This is a genomic window from Blautia sp. AF19-13LB, assembly GCF_003479105.1.
GTDB lineage: Bacteria > Bacillota > Clostridia > Lachnospirales > Lachnospiraceae > Fusicatenibacter > Fusicatenibacter saccharivorans.
Genome location: NZ_QUGO01000007.1, coordinates 142,478 through 161,595 on the forward strand (window position 1 = coordinate 142,478; position 19,118 = coordinate 161,595).

At 56.9% G+C, this 19,118-nt stretch carries 27 protein-coding genes; all 27 read left to right on the forward strand.

Annotated elements, in window-relative coordinates; all coding sequences use genetic code 11:
- Window positions 1-11: 11 nt before the first annotated feature.
- On the forward strand, window positions 12-842 hold the full coding sequence (locus tag DWX32_RS09015) for an ERF family protein (protein ID WP_118659678.1): 831 nt from the start codon (window positions 12-14) through the stop codon (window positions 840-842).
- Entirely contained in the window at window positions 835-1,236 is a 402-nt protein-coding gene (locus tag DWX32_RS09020) for a single-stranded DNA-binding protein (RefSeq protein ID WP_004220570.1), read from the forward strand. The genes DWX32_RS09015 and DWX32_RS09020 overlap by 8 nt, the downstream gene beginning before the upstream one ends.
- An 86-nt stretch (window positions 1,237-1,322) precedes the next feature.
- Window positions 1,323-2,189: a hypothetical protein gene (locus DWX32_RS09025; protein WP_005933215.1), complete on the forward strand. Its 867-nt coding sequence runs from the start codon at window positions 1,323-1,325 to the stop codon at window positions 2,187-2,189.
- Window positions 2,186-2,869 (forward strand): replicative helicase loader/inhibitor, encoded by a 684-nt coding sequence (locus DWX32_RS09030; RefSeq protein WP_008398642.1) that lies wholly within the window; start codon window positions 2,186-2,188, stop codon window positions 2,867-2,869. Before DWX32_RS09025 ends, DWX32_RS09030 begins: the two co-directional genes overlap by 4 nt.
- A complete protein-coding gene (locus tag DWX32_RS09035) occupies window positions 2,866-3,756 on the forward strand; it encodes a DNA-methyltransferase (RefSeq protein WP_118659680.1) in 891 nt (296 codons plus the stop codon). Before DWX32_RS09030 ends, DWX32_RS09035 begins: the two co-directional genes overlap by 4 nt.
- On the forward strand, window positions 3,753-4,262 hold the full coding sequence (locus DWX32_RS09040) for a type II toxin-antitoxin system PemK/MazF family toxin (RefSeq protein ID WP_118659682.1): 510 nt from the start codon (window positions 3,753-3,755) through the stop codon (window positions 4,260-4,262). The genes DWX32_RS09035 and DWX32_RS09040 overlap by 4 nt, the downstream gene beginning before the upstream one ends.
- A complete protein-coding gene (locus DWX32_RS09045; RefSeq protein ID WP_118659684.1) occupies window positions 4,259-4,798 on the forward strand; it encodes a DUF7768 domain-containing protein in 540 nt (179 codons plus the stop codon). Before DWX32_RS09040 ends, DWX32_RS09045 begins: the two co-directional genes overlap by 4 nt.
- Entirely contained in the window at window positions 4,795-5,403 is a 609-nt protein-coding gene (locus DWX32_RS09050; RefSeq protein ID WP_118659686.1) for a Holliday junction resolvase RecU, read from the forward strand. The genes DWX32_RS09045 and DWX32_RS09050 overlap by 4 nt, the downstream gene beginning before the upstream one ends.
- Complete coding sequence (locus tag DWX32_RS09055) at window positions 5,400-5,627, forward strand: single-stranded DNA-binding protein (protein WP_118659688.1); 228 nt, start codon at window positions 5,400-5,402, stop codon at window positions 5,625-5,627. The genes DWX32_RS09050 and DWX32_RS09055 overlap by 4 nt, the downstream gene beginning before the upstream one ends.
- Complete coding sequence (locus DWX32_RS09060) at window positions 5,602-6,078, forward strand: DNA N-6-adenine-methyltransferase (protein ID WP_118659690.1); 477 nt, start codon at window positions 5,602-5,604, stop codon at window positions 6,076-6,078. The genes DWX32_RS09055 and DWX32_RS09060 overlap by 26 nt, the downstream gene beginning before the upstream one ends.
- A gap of 54 nt (window positions 6,079-6,132) precedes the next feature.
- Window positions 6,133-6,420, forward strand: coding sequence for a DNA gyrase (locus DWX32_RS09065; RefSeq protein WP_118659692.1), 288 nt, complete (start codon window positions 6,133-6,135; stop codon window positions 6,418-6,420).
- Between the two features lie 4 nt (window positions 6,421-6,424).
- Entirely contained in the window at window positions 6,425-7,027 is a 603-nt protein-coding gene (locus DWX32_RS09070; protein ID WP_118659693.1) for a replication protein, read from the forward strand.
- A gap of 13 nt (window positions 7,028-7,040) precedes the next feature.
- On the forward strand, window positions 7,041-7,784 hold the full coding sequence (locus DWX32_RS09075) for a hypothetical protein (RefSeq protein ID WP_118659695.1): 744 nt from the start codon (window positions 7,041-7,043) through the stop codon (window positions 7,782-7,784).
- A gap of 73 nt (window positions 7,785-7,857) precedes the next feature.
- On the forward strand, window positions 7,858-8,007 hold the full coding sequence (locus DWX32_RS20125; RefSeq protein WP_226973369.1) for a hypothetical protein: 150 nt from the start codon (window positions 7,858-7,860) through the stop codon (window positions 8,005-8,007).
- 13 nt (window positions 8,008-8,020) lie between these two features.
- Window positions 8,021-8,662 carry a hypothetical protein gene (locus DWX32_RS09085; RefSeq protein WP_118659699.1) on the forward strand — a complete coding sequence of 214 codons (642 nt, stop codon included), beginning with the start codon at window positions 8,021-8,023 and terminating at the stop codon, window positions 8,660-8,662.
- Window positions 8,646-9,008 carry a hypothetical protein gene (locus DWX32_RS09090; protein WP_118659701.1) on the forward strand — a complete coding sequence of 121 codons (363 nt, stop codon included), beginning with the start codon at window positions 8,646-8,648 and terminating at the stop codon, window positions 9,006-9,008. Before DWX32_RS09085 ends, DWX32_RS09090 begins: the two co-directional genes overlap by 17 nt.
- Complete coding sequence (locus DWX32_RS09095; RefSeq protein ID WP_118659703.1) at window positions 8,998-9,561, forward strand: tyro protein tyrosine kinase-binding protein; 564 nt, start codon at window positions 8,998-9,000, stop codon at window positions 9,559-9,561. Before DWX32_RS09090 ends, DWX32_RS09095 begins: the two co-directional genes overlap by 11 nt.
- A 3-nt stretch (window positions 9,562-9,564) precedes the next feature.
- Window positions 9,565-9,708, forward strand: coding sequence for a hypothetical protein (locus tag DWX32_RS19575; RefSeq protein ID WP_005933248.1), 144 nt, complete (start codon window positions 9,565-9,567; stop codon window positions 9,706-9,708).
- A complete protein-coding gene (locus DWX32_RS09100; RefSeq protein ID WP_118659705.1) occupies window positions 9,709-11,046 on the forward strand; it encodes a site-specific DNA-methyltransferase in 1,338 nt (445 codons plus the stop codon).
- 23 nt (window positions 11,047-11,069) lie between these two features.
- Window positions 11,070-11,573, forward strand: a complete 504-nt coding sequence (locus tag DWX32_RS09105) for a DUF1492 domain-containing protein (protein ID WP_005933255.1) — start codon at window positions 11,070-11,072, stop codon at window positions 11,571-11,573.
- Window positions 11,574-12,276: 703 nt separating this feature from the next.
- Window positions 12,277-12,549 (forward strand): hypothetical protein, encoded by a 273-nt coding sequence (locus DWX32_RS20130; protein ID WP_243037571.1) that lies wholly within the window; start codon window positions 12,277-12,279, stop codon window positions 12,547-12,549.
- A 324-nt stretch (window positions 12,550-12,873) separates the two neighbouring features.
- The gene (locus DWX32_RS09115; protein ID WP_118659709.1) at window positions 12,874-13,452 is read left to right on the forward strand and encodes a protoporphyrinogen oxidase; all 579 of its coding nucleotides are present in this window, start codon (window positions 12,874-12,876) and stop codon (window positions 13,450-13,452) included.
- On the forward strand, window positions 13,436-15,358 hold the full coding sequence (locus DWX32_RS09120; protein WP_118659711.1) for a phage terminase large subunit family protein: 1,923 nt from the start codon (window positions 13,436-13,438) through the stop codon (window positions 15,356-15,358). Before DWX32_RS09115 ends, DWX32_RS09120 begins: the two co-directional genes overlap by 17 nt.
- Window positions 15,359-15,370: 12 nt before the next feature.
- A complete protein-coding gene (locus DWX32_RS09125) occupies window positions 15,371-15,637 on the forward strand; it encodes a hypothetical protein (RefSeq protein WP_118659713.1) in 267 nt (88 codons plus the stop codon).
- Between the two features lie 216 nt (window positions 15,638-15,853).
- A complete protein-coding gene (locus DWX32_RS09130) occupies window positions 15,854-17,440 on the forward strand; it encodes a phage portal protein (protein ID WP_243037572.1) in 1,587 nt (528 codons plus the stop codon).
- A gap of 4 nt (window positions 17,441-17,444) precedes the next feature.
- Complete coding sequence (locus DWX32_RS09135; protein WP_118659717.1) at window positions 17,445-18,695, forward strand: head maturation protease, ClpP-related; 1,251 nt, start codon at window positions 17,445-17,447, stop codon at window positions 18,693-18,695.
- Complete coding sequence (locus DWX32_RS09140) at window positions 18,695-19,102, forward strand: head decoration protein (RefSeq protein WP_118659719.1); 408 nt, start codon at window positions 18,695-18,697, stop codon at window positions 19,100-19,102. Before DWX32_RS09135 ends, DWX32_RS09140 begins: the two co-directional genes overlap by 1 nt.
- Window positions 19,103-19,118 lie beyond the last annotated feature (16 nt).

Here is a 19,118-nt window from a genome sequence, read left to right on the forward strand (position 1 = left end):
GGAGGTAGCGCATGGCAACAACCAAGGACACAACAGCAGCTAAAACGGCCACAACCCCACCGGTACCGCTGACGCTGCAGCAAAAATTCATCAAGCTGCGCGAAGCCGTTCCCTCTATCACCCAGAAGGCCCACAGCGACGGCGTAAAGTACAAGTTCGCGAAGATCTTCGACGTGTACCAGCTTCTCACTCCGGCCATGAATGAGTTCGGCGTCAATTTTGACATTGTAGGCGAGCAGGCAACCCGGCACAGTGAAAACGGGGATCCGATCTACTACTCCAACTTCACGCAGCACACCAGAAACGGCGACCGCATTGTCTGGGTGTACGAGGCCGACCTCACGATCCGCTGGACGAACGCAGACAACCCGGACGAGACTCTGGAAGTTACTCTACACGCAATCGGAACGAACGACGGAGGCCCGGACAAGGCCAAAGGCTCCGCGTGGACGTACTGCCTCAAATACTACCTGTTCGAGAAGTTCGGCATTGATCAGGGCGACGACGATCCAGACATGAGCGACCACAGCAGCGAGCCCCCTCAGCAGAGCCAGAATCAGCACACAGGAGCTCAGAACGGGAACCGGCAGGGAAACACCCAGCCGCAGGCACAGAACGGCCAGACGGGGCGCTCAGGCGCCGCACGGCCGCTCTCAGATGCTCAACTCTCCCGCCTCTACCGTAAAGGCGAGGACGCCGGGTACTCTCAGCAGTCGATCAACGACTGGATCCTGAAAAAATACGGACAGCAGGATCCGCACAACCTGACGCGGGCCCAGTACGACGAAGCCTGCGCCGCTATGGACAACGCAAAGCAGCAAGGAGGACAAGACAATGCTTAATCATGTGGAGCTTCTGGGCCGTCTGGCTCAGGAACCAGAAATCAGATACACACAAAGCGGCACCCCGGTGGCGAGTTTCGACCTCGCCGTTCAGGTGCCGAGTAAGAACAAGGACGCCGCTCCGGACTATATCCCGATCGTGTGCTGGAGAGAACGCGCCGAGTTTTGCGGCCGTTACCTCTCCAAAGGCCGCCAGATCGTAGTCGAAGGCCGGATCTCAACCCGTAAATGGAAGGACGAGAAAACCGGACAGAACCGCAAGGCCGTGGAAGTTGTGGCCTCAAACATTTACTTCGCAGACAGCAATGGAGGCAACGCAAATGGCAATCCTCAGCCCGCCAACAACGACGGATTCATGGACATACCGGACGACGGACAGCTTCCTTTTAACTAATAACACCGACCGAAGGACGACCGCCGGACAGACCGGCGGAACTCTACGGCCGAACCAGAAACAAACCACGAAAGGAGGTGCCGACAGTGGCATGGATCCAAATTCACCAACAACTGAAAGACCACCGCAAGGTGCTGGCTGCTGCTGACGAGCTCGATATTGAACCGGCTCACATGCTCGGCCTGCTGATCTCGTTCTGGCTCTGGGCCATTGATAACGCACCGGACGGATCCCTCGCTGGAATATCCGACAGAATGATCGCAAGAGCGGCCCAGTGGGACAAAGATCCGGAGGAATTTGTGGCCGCCCTGACCTCTGCGTCTCTGCTGGACGTAACGGAGGACGGCGTTCTGGAGATCCACGACTGGAGCGAGTACACCGGAAAGCTGATCGAACAGCGAGAAAATGAGAAAAACCGTTCGAGAGCCCGCCGCGCTGCTGCTAAGTCAAACGACCGGAGGACGACCGCCGGACAGTCTGCGGACGCAAGCAAGAGCGACCAGAAAAAGACCGCAGGTAGAGTAGACCAGACCAGAGTAGACCAGAGTAGACCAGAAAATAAGGGGGATACCCCCATAACCCCCGCAGCCGAGAAGCAGCCAAGCGCTCAGGAACGACGTTTCGCAGAGTTCTGGACTGCATACCCGAAGAAAGTCGGCAAGAAAGCAGCACAGAAGGCATGGGAAAAGGCAAAACCCGACGCTGAACTGTTCGAGAAGATCATGCAGGCAGTGGCAACAGCTAAAACCTCGGAACAATGGCTGCGAGAAGGCGGCCGCTTCATTCCCAACCCGTCAACATGGATCAATCAGGGACGCTGGGACGACGAACCTCTCCCACCTGCCGGATCCGGAAGCTATCAACAGCGACCGGGTGGAAATTGTGGAAAACCTGACACCATGGACGTGCTCGCGGGGATAATCGCAGACGAGGAAGGAGGCTTCGAGATATGACAAAAGCAGACGCGGCTCGACTGGTGGCGATCGTCGTCACCGCCTACCCGAATTTTGATAAGTTCAAGGACGCGAAAGCAATCGAGGCCACGGTGAATCTCTGGGCCATGATGTTTGAGCAAGACGAATCCGGGATCGTAGCGCTGGCAGTAAAAAAACACATTGCAACAAACAAATGGCCGCCGAGTGTGGCCGAAGTCCGGGAGATCATGCTGGAGATCCAGCACCCGGAACTCATAGAGCCGGACAAGGCATGGCTGGCCGTGAGCGACCTCATGTACAGCGCCGGACAATTCAACCACGGAGATCTCTCCCGCCAGCTCCCGCCTCTGGTGGCGCGAGCCGTTGAGTCAATCGGCTGGACTTCCCTCTGGGAAATGCACCGCAGCGCATACATAGGCGGCAAGCCCGGCATGGATCGGGTAGCCTTCATGCAACAGTACACGCCAATGTACGAACGGGAAAAGTCTCGCAGCATGACACCGGCACAATTAACCGAGAAGATCGACAACGCGGCCGGATCCCTTCCGGACAAAGGCCAACGCCTGATAGAGTACAGGGAAAGTGAACGCCGCAGGAAAGAGCAGGAAATGGAGGCTATCACCCGCGGTGCCCTCCGACTGGAGAGCCAGATCGTCGAACAAACGAAGCTCGAACTCAGAGGGGAGGTGCTGGGATGATCCTACAAGGTGACGCACTGGAGGAACTCAGAAAGCTGCCGGACAAATGCTGCAGCGTCTGCGTAACTTCACCACCCTACTACAACGCCAGAGACTACGGAGCCGCCGATCAGCTCGGAACCGAAAGCTCTCCGGAGGAATACACCCGCAAGCTGGTGGAAGCCTTCCGGGAAGTCGCCAGAGTCCTGAAAGACGACGGCACCCTCTGGCTGAATATCGGCGACAGCTACGCGAGGCATATCGAGGACGGAGGGATCAAGCGCAAGGATCTGATCGGGATCCCGTGGCTGCTGGCTCTGGCTCTCAGAAGTGACGGCTGGTACCTCCGGGCGGACATTATCTGGAACAAGCCCAACGCCATGCCAGAAAGCGCCAAAGACAGACCGGCAAGATCTCACGAGTATGTTTTTTTACTCAGCAAAGCGGCCGCCTATTACTACGACGCCGAGGCCGTCAAGGAGCTGGCCGTCGGGTACGATCCGAAAAAGCCCGGCCGGAAGCGCGGCAACGCAAAAACCTTCCGCGGCGGCACTGCCTACACTCACGATCAGGCCAAAGCCAACAGCTCTGAGGTGGATCGAGGCAGCCACGGGCTCCAGAGAAATGAAACCGGCAAGAGAAACCGCCGGGACGTCTGGACAATCGCCACACGGCCATATAAAGGCGCCCACCTCTCCACGTTCCCGGAGGAACTGGCCAAGATCTGCATACTGGCCGGGAGTAAACCGGGCGACACGGTTCTGGATCCGTTCTCAGGAAGTGGAACCACAGGAGCCGCAGCCCTCAAAGAAGGGCGGAACTATATCGGGATAGAGATTAACCCGGACACCTGCAAAATACAAGAGCAGCGACTTGCTGAGGCTGCTCAGGAAGGAGCCAAACCATGAAACGCGGTGAAATTTATTACATTGAAAGCACATACCGGGAAACCGGAAGCGAACAGCGAGGCGGCCGCCCTGCGGTGATCGTCTCAAATGACAAGAACAACGAAAACAGCGAGGTTGTGGAAGTGGTATACATGACCACCAAACCGAAAAACGACCTCCCTACTCATGTATTTATCCGGAGCGCACTCTCCCCTTCTACTGTCTTATGTGAACAGGTAAACAGTGTAAGCACGAAGCGGATCGGGACACTGATCGGAAAACTGACAAAGAGCGAGCTCGCAGCCGTGGACTCTGCTCTGGCAATCTCTCTGGGGATCGACTTCATGGATCCGAAGCCCGCAGCCAAAGAAGCGGAGCATTTACTGGAAGAAATGAGCAAGCAGCCACTCCAGATCGTCCGGCCGGATCCAGACATTGAAAAGATCAAGCTCGAAACGGAGCGCGATCTCTACCGGAATTTATACAATGAGCTGCTGAGCAAAACCGTGAAAGGAGCAAGCGCATGAGAAAAAAACTGGTTTACATCTGCTCCCCGTGCCGCGGGGACATTGAAAAGAACATAGAAAAGGCCCAGCGCTACTGCCGCGAAGCCGTCGAACTCTGGGACGACGTGATCCCGATCGCGCCTCATGTATATTTTACCCAGTTTCTTGACGACACCAAGCCGGAGGAACGCGCCGCGGGCATGGACATGGGCCTCTCGCTTCTGGCCATGTGCGACGAGCTCTGGGTTTATGGTATCGAGAATCCGAGCGAAGGCATGAGAAACGAGATCAAATACGCGAAGCAGCACCAGATCCCGATCCGGGACGCTGCCGAGCTTTACAGAAACCGCGAAGCCGAAACACTTCCGATCGGTGACGCCCTGATCGTCCTCCCCTCTCACGTCGGGAACCTGAACGGAGTCGCCGCGATCGAGTCCACCACCGTGCGGATCAATGGCGAAATGATCTTAGACCTTGCGATCGAGCTCAGACGCCACCCCGGCCACGACATCACACTGGAGGCCGACAAAGACGCAAGCCCGGAGGTAGATCAATGAGCTGGGACACGGTTCCGGGAAGAAACAGCGAAGGCTACCCGGATCCAACAGCCAGCACAGCCCTTGCACGGGTACAGCATAGCCAGAAGGGCCTCCAGAGCAAGCGCGCCGGTGAACACTTCGAGAATATGATCACCGCAAGTCTGAACTGGTACTGCGACAAGGGTGTGGCCTTCGTCGAAAAAACTCCAGAGCCCATGAAGCCACTCAGGAAGCCAGACCGGCAGGGCCGGTTCCTCGCCTGCTACACCAAAGCCGGGCAGCCGGACTTCAAGGGAACGCTCACTGGCGGCCGAGCCGTTGTATTTGAGGCAAAGCACACCGACAGCGACAAGATCGACCAGAGCCGCCTCACCCCTGAGCAGGTGGAAAGTCTGACGCTCCACCACAAGCTCGGAGCTGCTACCTTCATAATGGTGAGCGTGGGGCTGGAAAACTTCTACCGGGTACCGTGGGAAGTATGGCGAGACATGAAACAACTCTACGGGCGTAAACACATGAAGATCGAAGATCTGGAGCCGTACCGCGTGCAATATATCGCCGGGATCCTCAAACTGCTGGAAGGTGTGGAGATCGACTACACCGAGGAAGGAGGCACGCCATGAAATGCGAATATTGCGAACTCCGCAGAATCGGGCCTTTTGCAATCCCAAAATCATGCACCATACTGAGCGGAAAGTTCTTAAACAAACAGACGGGCGAACCATTAAAAATTTGTATGCACCACACGACCTTCCCGGATCCGTGCATGAATAACGGGGACGGCTGCGGGATTTACAAAGCACAGAAAGGAGAACGAATCAATGAACGACGCACTACTGAGCAGTAAGAACATGTGCTGGTGTACTCCGCCGGACTTCTTCGCGGAACTGGATCGCGAGTTTCATTTTGAACTGGATCCGGCCAGCACCGACAAAAGCGCCAAGTGCACGAAACACTTCACACCGGACGACGACGGCCTAAAGCAAGACTGGGGGGGGTATCGCGTGTTCTGCAATCCGCCATACGGCCGAGCGATCGCAGACTGGGTACGCAAAGGCTACGAAGAAAGCCGGAAGCCCGGCACCACCGTGGTTATGCTCATTCCTTCGAGGACTGACACAGCGTATTTTCACGACTGGATCTTCGGCAAGGCCAGCGAGGTGAGATTCCTCCGCGGCCGCCTGAAATTCACCGACGAGGACGGAAACGGCGAGGACGCAGCTCCGTTTCCTTCCGCCGTCATAGTGTGGCGGAGTCCGGAAAACACCGGGCGCGAGTTTGCCACATGGCACATATAAAAGCACCAGAGCCAGCGGAGCCACTGCTCCGCCGGTTCAGATAAGGAGGAAACCATGGACGGGATCACTAAACAGACACGCCGCCAAAGTTACGACGGCATACGAACACGCAGCGGCGAACGCTGCAAGCTAATATTAGAAACCCTCGGAAACCGGTCAATGACAGTGGAAGAAATCACCGACGAGCTGGTGGCTGCGGGCCACCTGAAATACTACGACCGCAACTTCGTGGCACCGAGACTCACAGAGCTGAAAGGTGCCGGAGTTCTGGAAGTCGTCGGAAAGAAACCGAGCAAAAGAACCGGAAAAAATACAGCCGTATGGGCTGCGGTAAGGAGGTAAGCACATGAAAAAGCAGAAAGTACAGGCAAAGATCAACCTCGAAGCCCTCGCAGGCGGAGCCTTCGCCGAGAAGCTCAACGAGGCACTCATGCAGGTGGCTGAAAATATTCAGAACCCGAATACAGAAGCAACCACCAAGCGCCAGATCACGGTAAATATTAAATTTACGCCGAACAAAACTCGCCAAATGGTAGGAACTCAGATCGCTGTCACGACAAAGCTCGCAGCTACCGAAGCGATCGACACGCAAATGGTGATGGGCGTCAATATGAGAACCGGCCAGATCGAGATCGCCGAATACGACGGGCAGATCCGCGGACAGATGGATCTCTCCGACTTCACGGACACTGATCAGGATCCCGAACCAGAGGAAACGCAGGCTGCAGCTCCTACACCGGTACAGAATCCAACCGGCAAACCTCTGGATCTGAAAAACAGAGGAAAACAGGCGCCTGCTGCCGCTGCTGAGTTAGTTCCGGGCCGCGACTATGATCCGGACACCGGCGAGGTATACGAAACCGCCGGGCAGCCTACGGACGACCGCCAGACAACCGGCGGACGCAATAACATGAAGGTGGTAAAAATCGCACCAGCAAAAGAAGCATAAGGAGGTCAAGAAAATGGAAGGAATCAAAGAAGCAATCGCATATATCACAGGGCTGGCCGTAAAGGCTGAGAAGCCAGAAACAATCGAGATCAACGGCCGGACATACTGCACGAAGGATCTCAGACGCTATGACGCAGCCGACAAGGCCGAGCCGATCAAAGCGACCACTCTCACCTCTCTGGTGGACTATATCAAGGAAAGCTGCGAGGAACTCCGCGACAGAATGATCATTCAGGTGGTAAGTGCCACAAAGGTGCTGCTCTACTCTGGGCTGCTGGCCGAGCGTGACCGCGAGACTCTGTTCGAGGTCAACGCCCTGCTGCCGCAGTTTGAATACGGCCGCGAATATGATCAGGAGAGCTTCCTCGTGGCCATGCAGTCATGCTTCCAGAAAACAGACGACCGTGAAGCCGTCACCATTATGGCGAGCAATATCGTGAACACACAGCAGGGAACCTTCTCAGACGACGGCGTAAGCCAGCAGGCGATCATTAAAACAGGAGTGACCACAAAGGACGCCGCCTTCGTTCCTAACCCGGTGAGCCTGATCCCGTACCGCACATTTTTGGAAGTTCCGCAGCCTGCGAGCGACTTCGTGTTCAGAATCAGCGAGGGACGCGGCGGAGCCCCTGCCTTCAAGTTGGTGGCTGCCGACGGCGGCCTCTGGAAGTCTCAGGCGGTGGACAATGTAAAGAACTACCTCACCGAAGCACTGGCAGACGTTCCGGATCGCGAAAAAATCACGATCATTGCATAATGTGGCCGACATAAATGTCGGGAACATACCGGGAGGGCCAAGCTCTCCCGGCAAACCAAAGGAGGACAAGAACATGCTGATCATAAACATAGTGCTGGCCCTCGTGGCCGCTCTCCTGCTTTTTGGAGTTATCGGAGAAAAAGACGGACTCAAACAGCAGAACATCACGATCGCCTTCGTGGCCGTGATCGTGCTTATTATTGCATTAAATAGAATTTTCTAAGGAGGACAAAACCATGGAATATAAACCGAAAGTTATCACCGGAAAAGTAAGAGGTACCGGCTGGCCGATCGACGGCCATGTGCTCTGGTTCTCACAGTGGGACTACGACAACCGCGAGAGCTGGCACCTCTACGGCTGGGAGGACTCAGAGGACGAGGCGGTCATGCAGACCGTATTCCAGACCGAAACCGAGGCGGGCCTCTGCCCGTTCGATACGCTGGAGAAGTTCGCAGAGAACTGGAAGGCAAAGAAATGGGAGCCGCAGGGCTCGTTCTGCCTGCCACTGGACAAGGTGGAAGTGCTGGAGGTAAAGCAGGAAGAAAGCACCAACAACACCCGCGAACAGCTCCGGGCTCACGGCTTCGATCTGACACCGAGAAAGCAGACCGACCGGGGCGGGATCCTCTGCCTCCCGCTGGACAAAAACCTGAACGGCGACGTGCAGGCCAAGCACCCGGACTGGGAGCCAGTCGAGTGCCCGATATGCGGCCGGAAATGCTGGAAACACCCGGAAGCTGGCCGCCTCGCCAAAGAACAGGGCGCGAAAATGCTCTGTACTGAGTGCGCGATCAAAGCCGGGCTTCTGTCACCGTTCCGAAAGGAAGGCCCAAACCGCGCGCAGCGAAGGAGGGCAAAGCGTGAAAGAAGAAAATAACACAGAGGGGCTCTACTCTCTCAAAATAGATGCGAGGCACTACTTCCCCGGCAGGAAAATACCGTGGGACGTGCTGGAGACGCTCCAGTGCAGGCGATACGCCGAAGCGCTGGCCTTCTATCTGGAGCGTGACCTCGACGACATAGAAAAACAGGCTCACAGGCTGGCGGAAAGCACCACACTGAGCTACTCGGAAGCACTCTACAAGATCGGCGGCGATATGCTGCGGGGCAATCCGGAAAAACCGGCCCCGCTCTACCGCTGGCCGATCAGGCGAGAACCGGTGCGACCGAACCGCGCAGCCAGACGAGCAGCCAAAAGAAAAGGAGGACGAAATGGACGATAACAAGAACAAGCCTATGGGCTGGCCGATACTCTACACACTGGCAACACTCGCAGGCGTGGCCGTGCTGGCAATCCTGAAAGCCTGCGGCATTATTTCAATGAGCTGGCCGGTGGTGATCGCTGGGCTCGTGTGGGTACCCACCGCTCTGCTGCTGATCACTCTCTGGGTGGCCACTCTCCTGATATGGATCGGGCGAACCGGGAAAAAGATCAGGGAATACAATCGCAGGAGAAAGATCTCCCACACTCTGGACGAATCCATGAAAGGGCTCACGCTAAACGGCGTCGGCCCCATTTATGGTATTAGAAGAAATAAAGGCGAAAACAACACCGACTACGAGAAAAGGATCCGCGAAAAGCTGGGGCTCTCCCCTCGCAGCCTACCAAAATACGAAACCATGGAACAGCTCACCCTCTCCAATGTGGGCCCGATCTATGGCGTCGTAAAGAAACAGGACGAGAGCTGGAAGCGCTACCGCCGCAGAATACTGAAAGCAGCCCGCACTCTGGACACCGTAAACGTGCAGAACGCGCCGAAGCCGCGGAAGGAGTAGCCAATGCCAGAAATATGTGAAAAATGCTGGAACACCGGCTGCAAAGAAAACGAAATCCTCAGAGCGTCAAAGCTGGAGATCTGCCGCGCCTTCGAGTGCGGACTCATTCCAGCAGACGCCGGGGAGTATGTAAGGGAGGACGAATAAATGGACTATAAAACAGAAGCACAGCCAAAGGCAACCGCTGGAGGGGTACCAGTATTCTGCGCCCATGACGCGATCGTGGCCATTGAGAAACTGATCCCCAACCCGAAGAACCCGAACACACACCCGGACGCACAGATCCAAGCGCTCGGCCGCATTATCCGCCAGACCGGGTGGAGGGCGCCGATCACAGTGTCGAAGCGTTCCGGCTTCATAGTAAAGGGCCACGGCCGCCTCGCTGCTGCCAAGCTCGAAGGACTCACCGAAGTGCCGGTGGACTACCAGAACTACACGAACGAGGCCGAGGAATACGCCGATCTGGTGGCCGACAACCGGATCGCAGAGCTGGCAGAGATCGACAACAAGCTGCTGGCTGACATTTTCGCCGACATTGACACCGGCGAGATCCCCATGGAGCTGACCGGCTACACCGACAAGGAAGTGGAAAGCCTCGTCACCGGTCTGGCCGAAGCCCTGCACAATGACCTCACAGAGCCGGACGAGATCCCGGAAGCTCCAGAAGGTGACGGAATGATCACCCAGAAGGGCGACCTCTGGATCCTCGGACGCCACCGCGTTGTCTGCGGCAACTCCACGGACGAGGACGCCATGCGCCTGCTGCTGGACGGGAAGCACCCGGAGATCCTTCTCACAGATCCGCCGTACTGCTCCGGAGGTTTTCAGGAGTCCGGGAAGTCCGTCGGAAGTATCGGAACAAAACAGTCCGACGGCAACGGCGGGCAGAAAACGCCGACGATCAGCTCGGATAACCTCAGCACCAGAGGCTACCAAACGCTGATGAGGGCCGTCCTCTCCACTACCGACATAAAGGTGGCCTACATCTTCACAGACTGGAGAATGTGGCTCTATTTGTGGGATCTGGTGGAGGCTTCGGGCCTTGCGATCCGGAATATGATAGTCTGGAATAAGAAAACACCGGGAATGGGTAACGGCTGGAGGGCCCAGCATGAGCTCGTCATGTTCGCCCATAGAACAAAGCCAGCGTGGGACAACCACAAGGGCTACGGGAACGTGATCGAAGCCACCCGCTCCGGGAATGAACTCCACCCGACACAAAAGCCGGTGGAAATACTGGAGAAGCTGCTGGACAATACACAGTGGGCCGAGGGCGTCCTCGACACCTTCGGAGGATCCGGCACGACTCTGATCGCTGCGGAAAGCGTCGGGCAGCCTGCCTATGTCATGGAAATGGAGCCTGCATTTGTGGACGTGATCGTAAAGCGCTACATAAAGACAACCGGCAAGACGACCGGGATCCGACTGTTCAGGAAGGGTAAAGAGCTGGGCCGCGAGCACTTCGAGAGAATGTTCACGGAATAAGCCAGCGAAAGGAGGTGGAACCCATGCACCAGAACAGTGAGGCAAAACAGCCGAAGGAAACCGACGAGATCAAGAAAAAGCTGGAAAGCTACGCAGCACTCCACCGCAGGATCGACAACCAGATCGAACGGCTGGAGAATCTGGAGGCCGTCATGGGCTCCATATCCTCGCCGAGCTTCGACGGAATATCCGGAGGCGGTGGCGACGGAACCAGCAAACAGGAACGGCAGGTGATCCAGAAGGTAACGCTGGAGGAAACGATCCGCCGTATGATCGCAGACGAGGATCAGGAACGCAGCGAACTGGAGGCCCTGATCTCCGAAATGGAAAAGCCGGATGAGCAGACCGTGTTAGAAATGCACTACTTCGACGCAGCGAACTGGTGGACAGTATGCGCCGCGCTTCATGGTAGCCGGGAGGACTACGACGAACACGAGCAGCGCTACCTCAAAAGAACATTCAAGCTGCACGGCTCGGCGCTTCAATCGCTGGCCAGAATATACAGAGCAAAACAAGAACAGGGATAACAACGCCCGCCAGAAGCCACAGGAAGGCCGACGGCGGGCTTTTTTGTGCACTCGAAGAAATGCACCCACTCAGGAGAAAGCAACAGGCGGAGCGCTCACGAGCACACAGGGGGGGGATAAAAAGGGACAAAAAGGGATAAAAGGGGATAAACCACCGTGCTACTCTGTATAACAGCGAAAGCCGTCCGGGGACATGACAAAGATCCGGACGGTTTTTCCTATGTGCCTACCCTCAGAAAAGAACTGGGAGGGGTGCAAATTTTCCACAGGAAGGAGCAAACACATGGGCGGTCTATTCTATACCGGCCAAAGCCGCCGAACCTCTGGCAGCTTCACCGTGACATGCTCCGGAGCTGAGGACATTGTGAAGCGACTCAACAAACTGGAGAACGGCGGGCAGACGGCAATCAAGAAAACCGTCAACGACTTTATGAGCCGTGCGCCTGCGTGGGTATCGAAGGGAATCCGCGAACACTATGGAGTAGACACTGCCGCAATCAACGAGGCCAAACAACAACCTCGGAGGGGGCAGAGCTCAATCCAAGTGGCGGGGGTTCAAGTTGATAGTGCCTCCCTCATTTATAAGGGGCGGACACTGACGCCGACGCATTTCAAAATGAGCCCGAAGTCCAGACCAAGCGCTCAGCAAAAGAAGCCGATCAGAATCCCCGGCCAACTGATCGCCGGAGCTGGCGACGTTGCAATGGTTCGACCACCGCGACCGTACCAAGTCAAGGCGACGATTATTAAGGGATCCCGTGTGAGCCTCGGCTCGAACGTGTTCCTCACCGGTGGAAACGGCGGCTCCATGCTTCCGTTTCAAAAGACTGGGAGGGGGCGTTCCCCGATCGAGGCCGTGCGTACTCTGTCCGTGCCTCAGATGATCGACGGCAAAGCACGCCAAACCATTGAGACAACAATCTCCGAGAAGCTCGGCGAGCGCTTCAACCATTACATAGATCAAGTAATGAAATAGCCAAACACTCCGAGCTCACGAGCCGAAGCCAAGCCAACGATCACGCGCCAAGCAGCAAGCCAAGCGCGAAGCAATCGAACAGCAAAGCCAAAGCGAAACCAAAAGCAACAGCAACAAAGAACAGCGAAACAAAGCGACCAAACCAAAGAAGCAAAAGGCAAAGTGGCTCGACCGAGCAACCGCGCCGAAAATTTTCCGCAGCCCGAAGGTACTGTCCGGGCCGCCAAACGCCTGCGGTGCTGGCGAGCCCAAAACACGCGCAGACTCAGAAAAATTTTTTCAGGCCGTTTCGTTTCGCTTGCCCCAAAGAAAGGAGGTGGCGCCATGGCGGAAGGCAAGCAGAATCTCCAAAACGCTGCCATTATTGCGAAGCTGTTCGGCGTCACCGACCGCCGGATCCAGCAGCTCGCAAAAGAGGGAATTATTCCAGCCGCCCAACAGCGGCCGTACATGTTCGATCTGCTTCCGACGGTGCAATCTTATATCCGTTACCTGAGCGACAAAGCCAACGGCCGAGAGGCCAAAAGCGCCGACACTGCTCAGGTTGAAATGGAGAAGCTGCGGGCCGAGGCTGACATGAAACGCAGTAAGGCAGACATGGCAGCCATGCAACTGAAAGAGCTCGAAGGCAAAATGCACCGCAGCGAGGACGTGGAGGCCGTGACGAATGACCTCGTTTACACTGTCCGCAGCATGATAATGGCACTCCCCGGACGTTTGGCCATGGACGTTGTGCAGGTGGCAAGCGCCAACGAAGCCTCGGCACTGATCCGGGCGGAGTGCTACAAAATTCTGAACGAGCTCGCAAACTACAACTACGATCCGGCGGTATATCAGCGGCGGGTGCGGGATCGTGAAGGCTGGAGCGACATCATAGTGGCCGCTGATGAAGCCGACGACTAAAAAATCCACCGCGAAACTCAACGCAGCCATAGCACCGGCCATTCGCAACTTTAAGCCACCCGAAGATCTGACGGTGGCCGAATGGGCCGATAGACACCGCCGCCTATCCCCGGAGAACTCCGCGGAGTCTGGCCCGTGGCGCACTTCGCGCACGCCGTACCTGCGGGAACCTATGGAAGCGTTCACGGATCCGAGGATCCGAAAGATTGTAATGGTGGCAGCGTCTCAGGTGGGAAAATCTGAGCTGGAGCTGAACATAATCGGCTACATTATCGACCAAGATCCCGGCTCGATCCTGTTCGTCCAGCCCTCCCTCGACGACGCCCGAAAGTTCTCACGCCTCCGTATCGCTCCAATGATACGAGACAGTAAGGTGCTGAGGGCGAAAGTTTCCGACGTCAAAAGCAAAGACTCCGGGAACACAATCCTCCAGAAGTCATTCCCCGGCGGTATGCTCACGATCACAGGATCCAACAGCGCCTCCGCTCTGGCTTCCACTCCTGCCCGCTACATTCTCGGCGACGAGCGCGACCGCTGGGCCGTGTCCGCCGGTGCTGAGGGTGATCCGTGGGCTCTGGCCGAAGCCAGACAGGCCACGTTCTACAATGCGAAGGCCGTCGAGGTATCAACTCCGACCATAAAAGGCGCCTCGAACATTGAAAGCAGCTACTACCTCGGCACACAGGAACGCTGGTGCCACCAGTGCCCTGAGTGCGGAGAGTACGGCGAGATCACCTTCGACCGTATACACTTCGAGCATACCGTGGCCAAAGTCCGCGGAAAGAAAGCGTACAAGATCGTAGGCCCGATTACATGGTGCTGCCCCTCCTGCGGCTGCATAGTGCCAGAGGAAAAAATGCGGAAGCAGCCCGCGAAGTGGATCGCCGAGAACCCGGCGGCCTACGACGAGGGCGTCCGTTCCTTCTGGCTGAACGCTTTTTCTTCTCCATGGACTCCATGGGAAAAGATCGCGCTCAAATTCTTGCAAGCCAAGGACGATCCACAGAAGCTCAAAGTAGTTTACAACACGCTGCTGGGCGAGCTCTGGGAGGATCGCGGCGACATAGCCGACGAGGACACCATGCTGGCCCGGCGCGAGGACTACGGCACCAACGCCGACGGCTCTCCCGTCGAAGTCCCGGAGGGCGTTCTCGTTCTCACCTGCGGCGTAGATACTCAGGACAACCGTTTGGAGTACGAAGTCGTGGGCCACGGCTTCTACGGTGAAACGTGGGGCATAAAAAAGGGCTACATCATGGGAAAACCAGACACCGACGAGGTATGGCAGCAGCTCGACGACGTGATCGACCACGTTTACCGCTTCAAGGACGGAAAAGGGCTGCGGATCTCGATCACCTGCGTGGACTCCGGCGGCCATTACACCCAAGAGGTGTACACTCGCTGCCGTGAGCGTAAAAACAAGCGCGTTTTTGCTATCAAGGGCAAGGGTGGCGACGGGATCCCGTTCGTGACGCCTCCGTCAAAGGTTCCGATCAAGGACAACAAGCGGATCACCTGCTGGCTCTACACGCTCGGAGTTGACGCCGGAAAGGAAACGATCATGTCAAGCCTAAAGGTTCAGGAGGCTGGCCCGAAATATTGCCATTTTCCGATCCACGAGTCCTGCGGCTACGATACCTATTATTTCAACGGCCTGCTCTCCGAACGTCTGGAGCTCACGCAAACAAAGCGCGGCAACCAGTGGCACTGGGTAAAAATCCCCGGACACAACCGGAACGAGGCCCTCGACTGCCGAAACTATGCGAACGCCGGGCTAAAAATCATAGATCCGGACATGTTCGCAGTAGAGCGACGTCTGAAAAATGTCCAAGAAACGCCGCAGACCAAACCGACGCAGCGCCGAAAACCGAAACCGGCAGCGCGGAACTACTTCGACGAGTGGTAAGGAGGTGAACCCATGAGAACAAAAGAAATCATACAGCAAGAGCTCACAGAAACGAGGGCGCGACTCAGTGCGTATCTGGCCCGTGAGGCTGACATGCTCAGCAAAGACGGGGTGCAGCTCTACACAATCGGCTCCAGAAACCTGCAACGGTACCAGACCTCGCTCGCTTCCGTTCAGGACATGATCGCGAAGTTGCAAAAGCGAGTCCGCGAGCTGGAGGCGGAACTGGCGGGCGGATCTGCTCGCCGCGCCGTGGGGGTAGTCCCCCGCGACTGGTAAATGGGTAAACGCTGGCCGATCGGCTGGCTTTACTACGGCGACGACCGCGGGAAATTTTCGCTCCTTTAGATACCGCGGCCGCTGCCGTTTTTAATTACTTGCAAGGAGGTGAGAAAAACGAAGTACGACCAAACAAGGGGGCTATATCTCCCGGATAACGTGCGCCCTCAGAATAAGGGCTACGGCGAAGCAGGCGCAAGCTGGAGAAAAAAAGCCGTGAAAGGCTTCAATGCTCCAAGCGGATCCGCTCACGAGGATATAGACTTCAACAACTACACCATGCGCCAACGCGCCCGCATGTTATACATGGCCGCACCGATCGCTACCTCAGCGATCAAGACCAACCGCACAAACGTGGTAGGCGTCGGGCTCAGACTCAAAAGCCGGATCGACCGCGAAGTGCTCGGACTCTCACCGGATCAGGCAGAACGGTGGCAAAAAGAAACCGAGCGAGAGTTTGCCCTCTGGGCCAACAACAAGAGAGCTTGCGACGCCACCGGCATGAATAACTTCTACGGGCTCCAGCAGCTCACGCTGATCTCGTGGCTACTCTCCGGTGACTGCATAGGGCTGATCAAGCAGTACGAAACCACTCGGCTGCTCCCCTACTCTCTCCGCGTTCACCTGATCGAGTCCGACAGGATCGCAACCCCGAACAACTACGGGGCCGGGACAACGCTCTACTACACGACCGGAAAGAACCCGGAAACGGGCAACACCATATACGACGGCGTGGAAGTAGACAAGAACGGCATGGTGGTGGCGTATCACATACGCAGCAACTATCCGTATGAGCTCGGCGCTCCGGTTACTGAATGGGCCCGCGTTCTGGCATACCAGAAAAGCACCGGCCTTCCGAATGTGCTCCACGTCATTGACACAGAGCGCCCGGATCAGTACCGCGGCGTGAGTTATCTCGCGCAGGTGATCGAGCCGCTGCTGCAGCTTCGCAGATATACCGAGTCCGAACTCATGGCCGCAGTAGTCGAGAGCTTTTACACTGCCTTCATTAAGACAGAAGCCCCGACTGATGAAATGCCATTCAACGAGGTGGATCAGGTACCACCCGGAGAAATGCGGAACCCGAACGAGTATAGCATGGGGCCGGGCCAGATCAATGTCATGGGGCCGGGCGAAAGCGTGGAATTTGCAAACCCAACGCACCCGAACGGAAGTTTCGACAAGTTCGCCGAAGCGATCAGCGCACAGGTAGGCGCCGCGCTGGAAATTCCCAGCGATCTGCTCCTGAAATCCTTCAACGCCTCATACAGTGCGAGCCGTGCCGCTCTGCTGGAAGCGTGGAAGGCGTTCAAAATGCGCCGCGAATGGCTGGCGGACGACTTCTGCCGCCCATGCTATGAAGTGTGGATGAGCGAAGCCGTGGCCCGTGGCCGCATTTATGCGCCGGGCTTTTTCCAGAATCCGGCGATCCGCGCCGCATACCTCGGCAGCGAATGGCTCGGCCCGTCTCAGGGACAGCTCGATCCGGTGAAGGAAATCACCGCCGAGATCCTCGCGTGCAGCGAAGGCTTCTCCACTCACGAGCAGAGCACGATCCGCCTCAACGGTGGCCAGTGGGACAGCAACGTGGAGCAGCTCAGGCGTGAAAACGAAAAGCTCGGAGGCGATCCACCGGATCCTCACCAGAGTGGCACCGGAACAACGGAACCGGACGACGGACAGGATCCGCCAGAAGGCGACGACAATCCGCACAACCCTGAAACAGCTCGCAAGAGGGGCACGGTGGCTCTCCGCAGCCTCGTGATCGGCGAGCAGATAAAGCAAACCATACAAGGAGGATAAGCCAATGAAAACCAAACATAGTGGCCCGATCATGGGCCCGGCTGCTGCTCCACAGACTCCCACGGCGACAAAGTTCTGGAATATGGCCAGCACTGGCGACGACGAGGGCGAGATCACTCTCTACGGTGACGTTATGAGCCAGCAGCCCGTTGACTGGTGGACAGGCGAACCGGAGCCCGGCCTTTTTATCACGCCGGAGGGCTTCATGGAGGATCTGGCAGCAGTCAAAGACAAGGGGCACATCACCGTCAAGCTCAATAGCTGCGGCGGCGATCTCTACACCGGGATCGCAATCCACAACGCGCTGAAAGCTCTCAGCGGTGAGGTGAACGTCATTGTCGAAGGAATCGCGGCCAGCGCTGCGAGCGTTATCATGTGCGCGGGCGACACCGTGACCGTGTACCCCGGTTCCCTAATTATGATCCACGGCGTAAGCGTTATGCTCTGGGACTACATGAACATGCAGGACATGAAGCAGCTTATGAAAGGAATGGACGCCAGCGAGCGAGCCGTGGCCGAGATCTACAACAGCAAGACAGGGATCGAAGTCGATACTCTCCGCGGCATGATGACCAAGGAGACGTGGTTCACCGGCCGCGAAGCTCTGGAGAAGGGCTTCGCTGACGCAATCAAAGAGGACGAGGACGATCCAGAAATGAGCATGAGCGCCGACAGAAAGGTGCTTTTTGTTAATGGAGTACGCCACAACGTTGACGGGCTCCAGCATGTGCCGGGCACTATCCCGGTGAAAGCAATCGCGACTCCACCGGCTGCAAAGCCCGGAGCAAATAAAAAGAAGCCGACCACAAAGGCGGCAAAAAAAGAAGGAGGTAACAAACCTATGGACGAGAAGGAACTGAGGGCAGCATACCCGGAGATCGTGGCCCAGATCGAGGCCAGCGCAAGAACCGAAGCGCAGAACGCTTCCGGCGAGGCAGTGGCAGCAGAACGCCAGAGAATCGAGCAGATCGACTCGATCGCCGCCTCTATCCCGGATCAGCAGCTCGTACACGACGCCAAGTACGGCGACAACCCTTGCACAGCTCAGGAGCTCTGCTTCCGTGTTATGCAGACCAGCGCAGCGTCCGGCCAGAATTTCCTCGCAGCATATCAGGCAGAGGGAGCAAAATCCGGAGCAGCAGACGTAGGCGCAGCACCTAACGGCGGCGCACCTGCAAGCGCTCAGGAACAGGACGCAGCAGACATTCAGGCGGTAGTTTCCGCCTACAACCAGACCAAAGGAGGTACGAAGTAATGAGTAAAAGACTCGACGAGACGATCGGGGCCGTAGGCTTCGACAACCTGATCAACGGCCAGTACCCGCCCGCAGAGGTTTTCACTGTGAAGATCCGTAAGGAAGCCACAGAGGCCAAAATCTACAAGCGCGGCACTGTTCTGGCACTCTCCGCCGGTACCGCAGGCGACGGCTTGCGTGTAATTCTCGGTACCGCTGCGAAAAGCAACGAGACGCTGACAGCCAACTGCGTGCTGGCTGACGACGTGGAAGTCGGAACCGCTTCCGACGCGGTGACGACTGCATACCGTACCGGCCATTTCAATGAGAACAGCCTGATCACTGACAACAGCCACGCGATCAGCGAAACGGACAAGGAAGCGCTCCGCTCTGCCGGAATCCTGCTCTCTGACGCCGTAGCATACTAAAAAACAAGGAGGACAG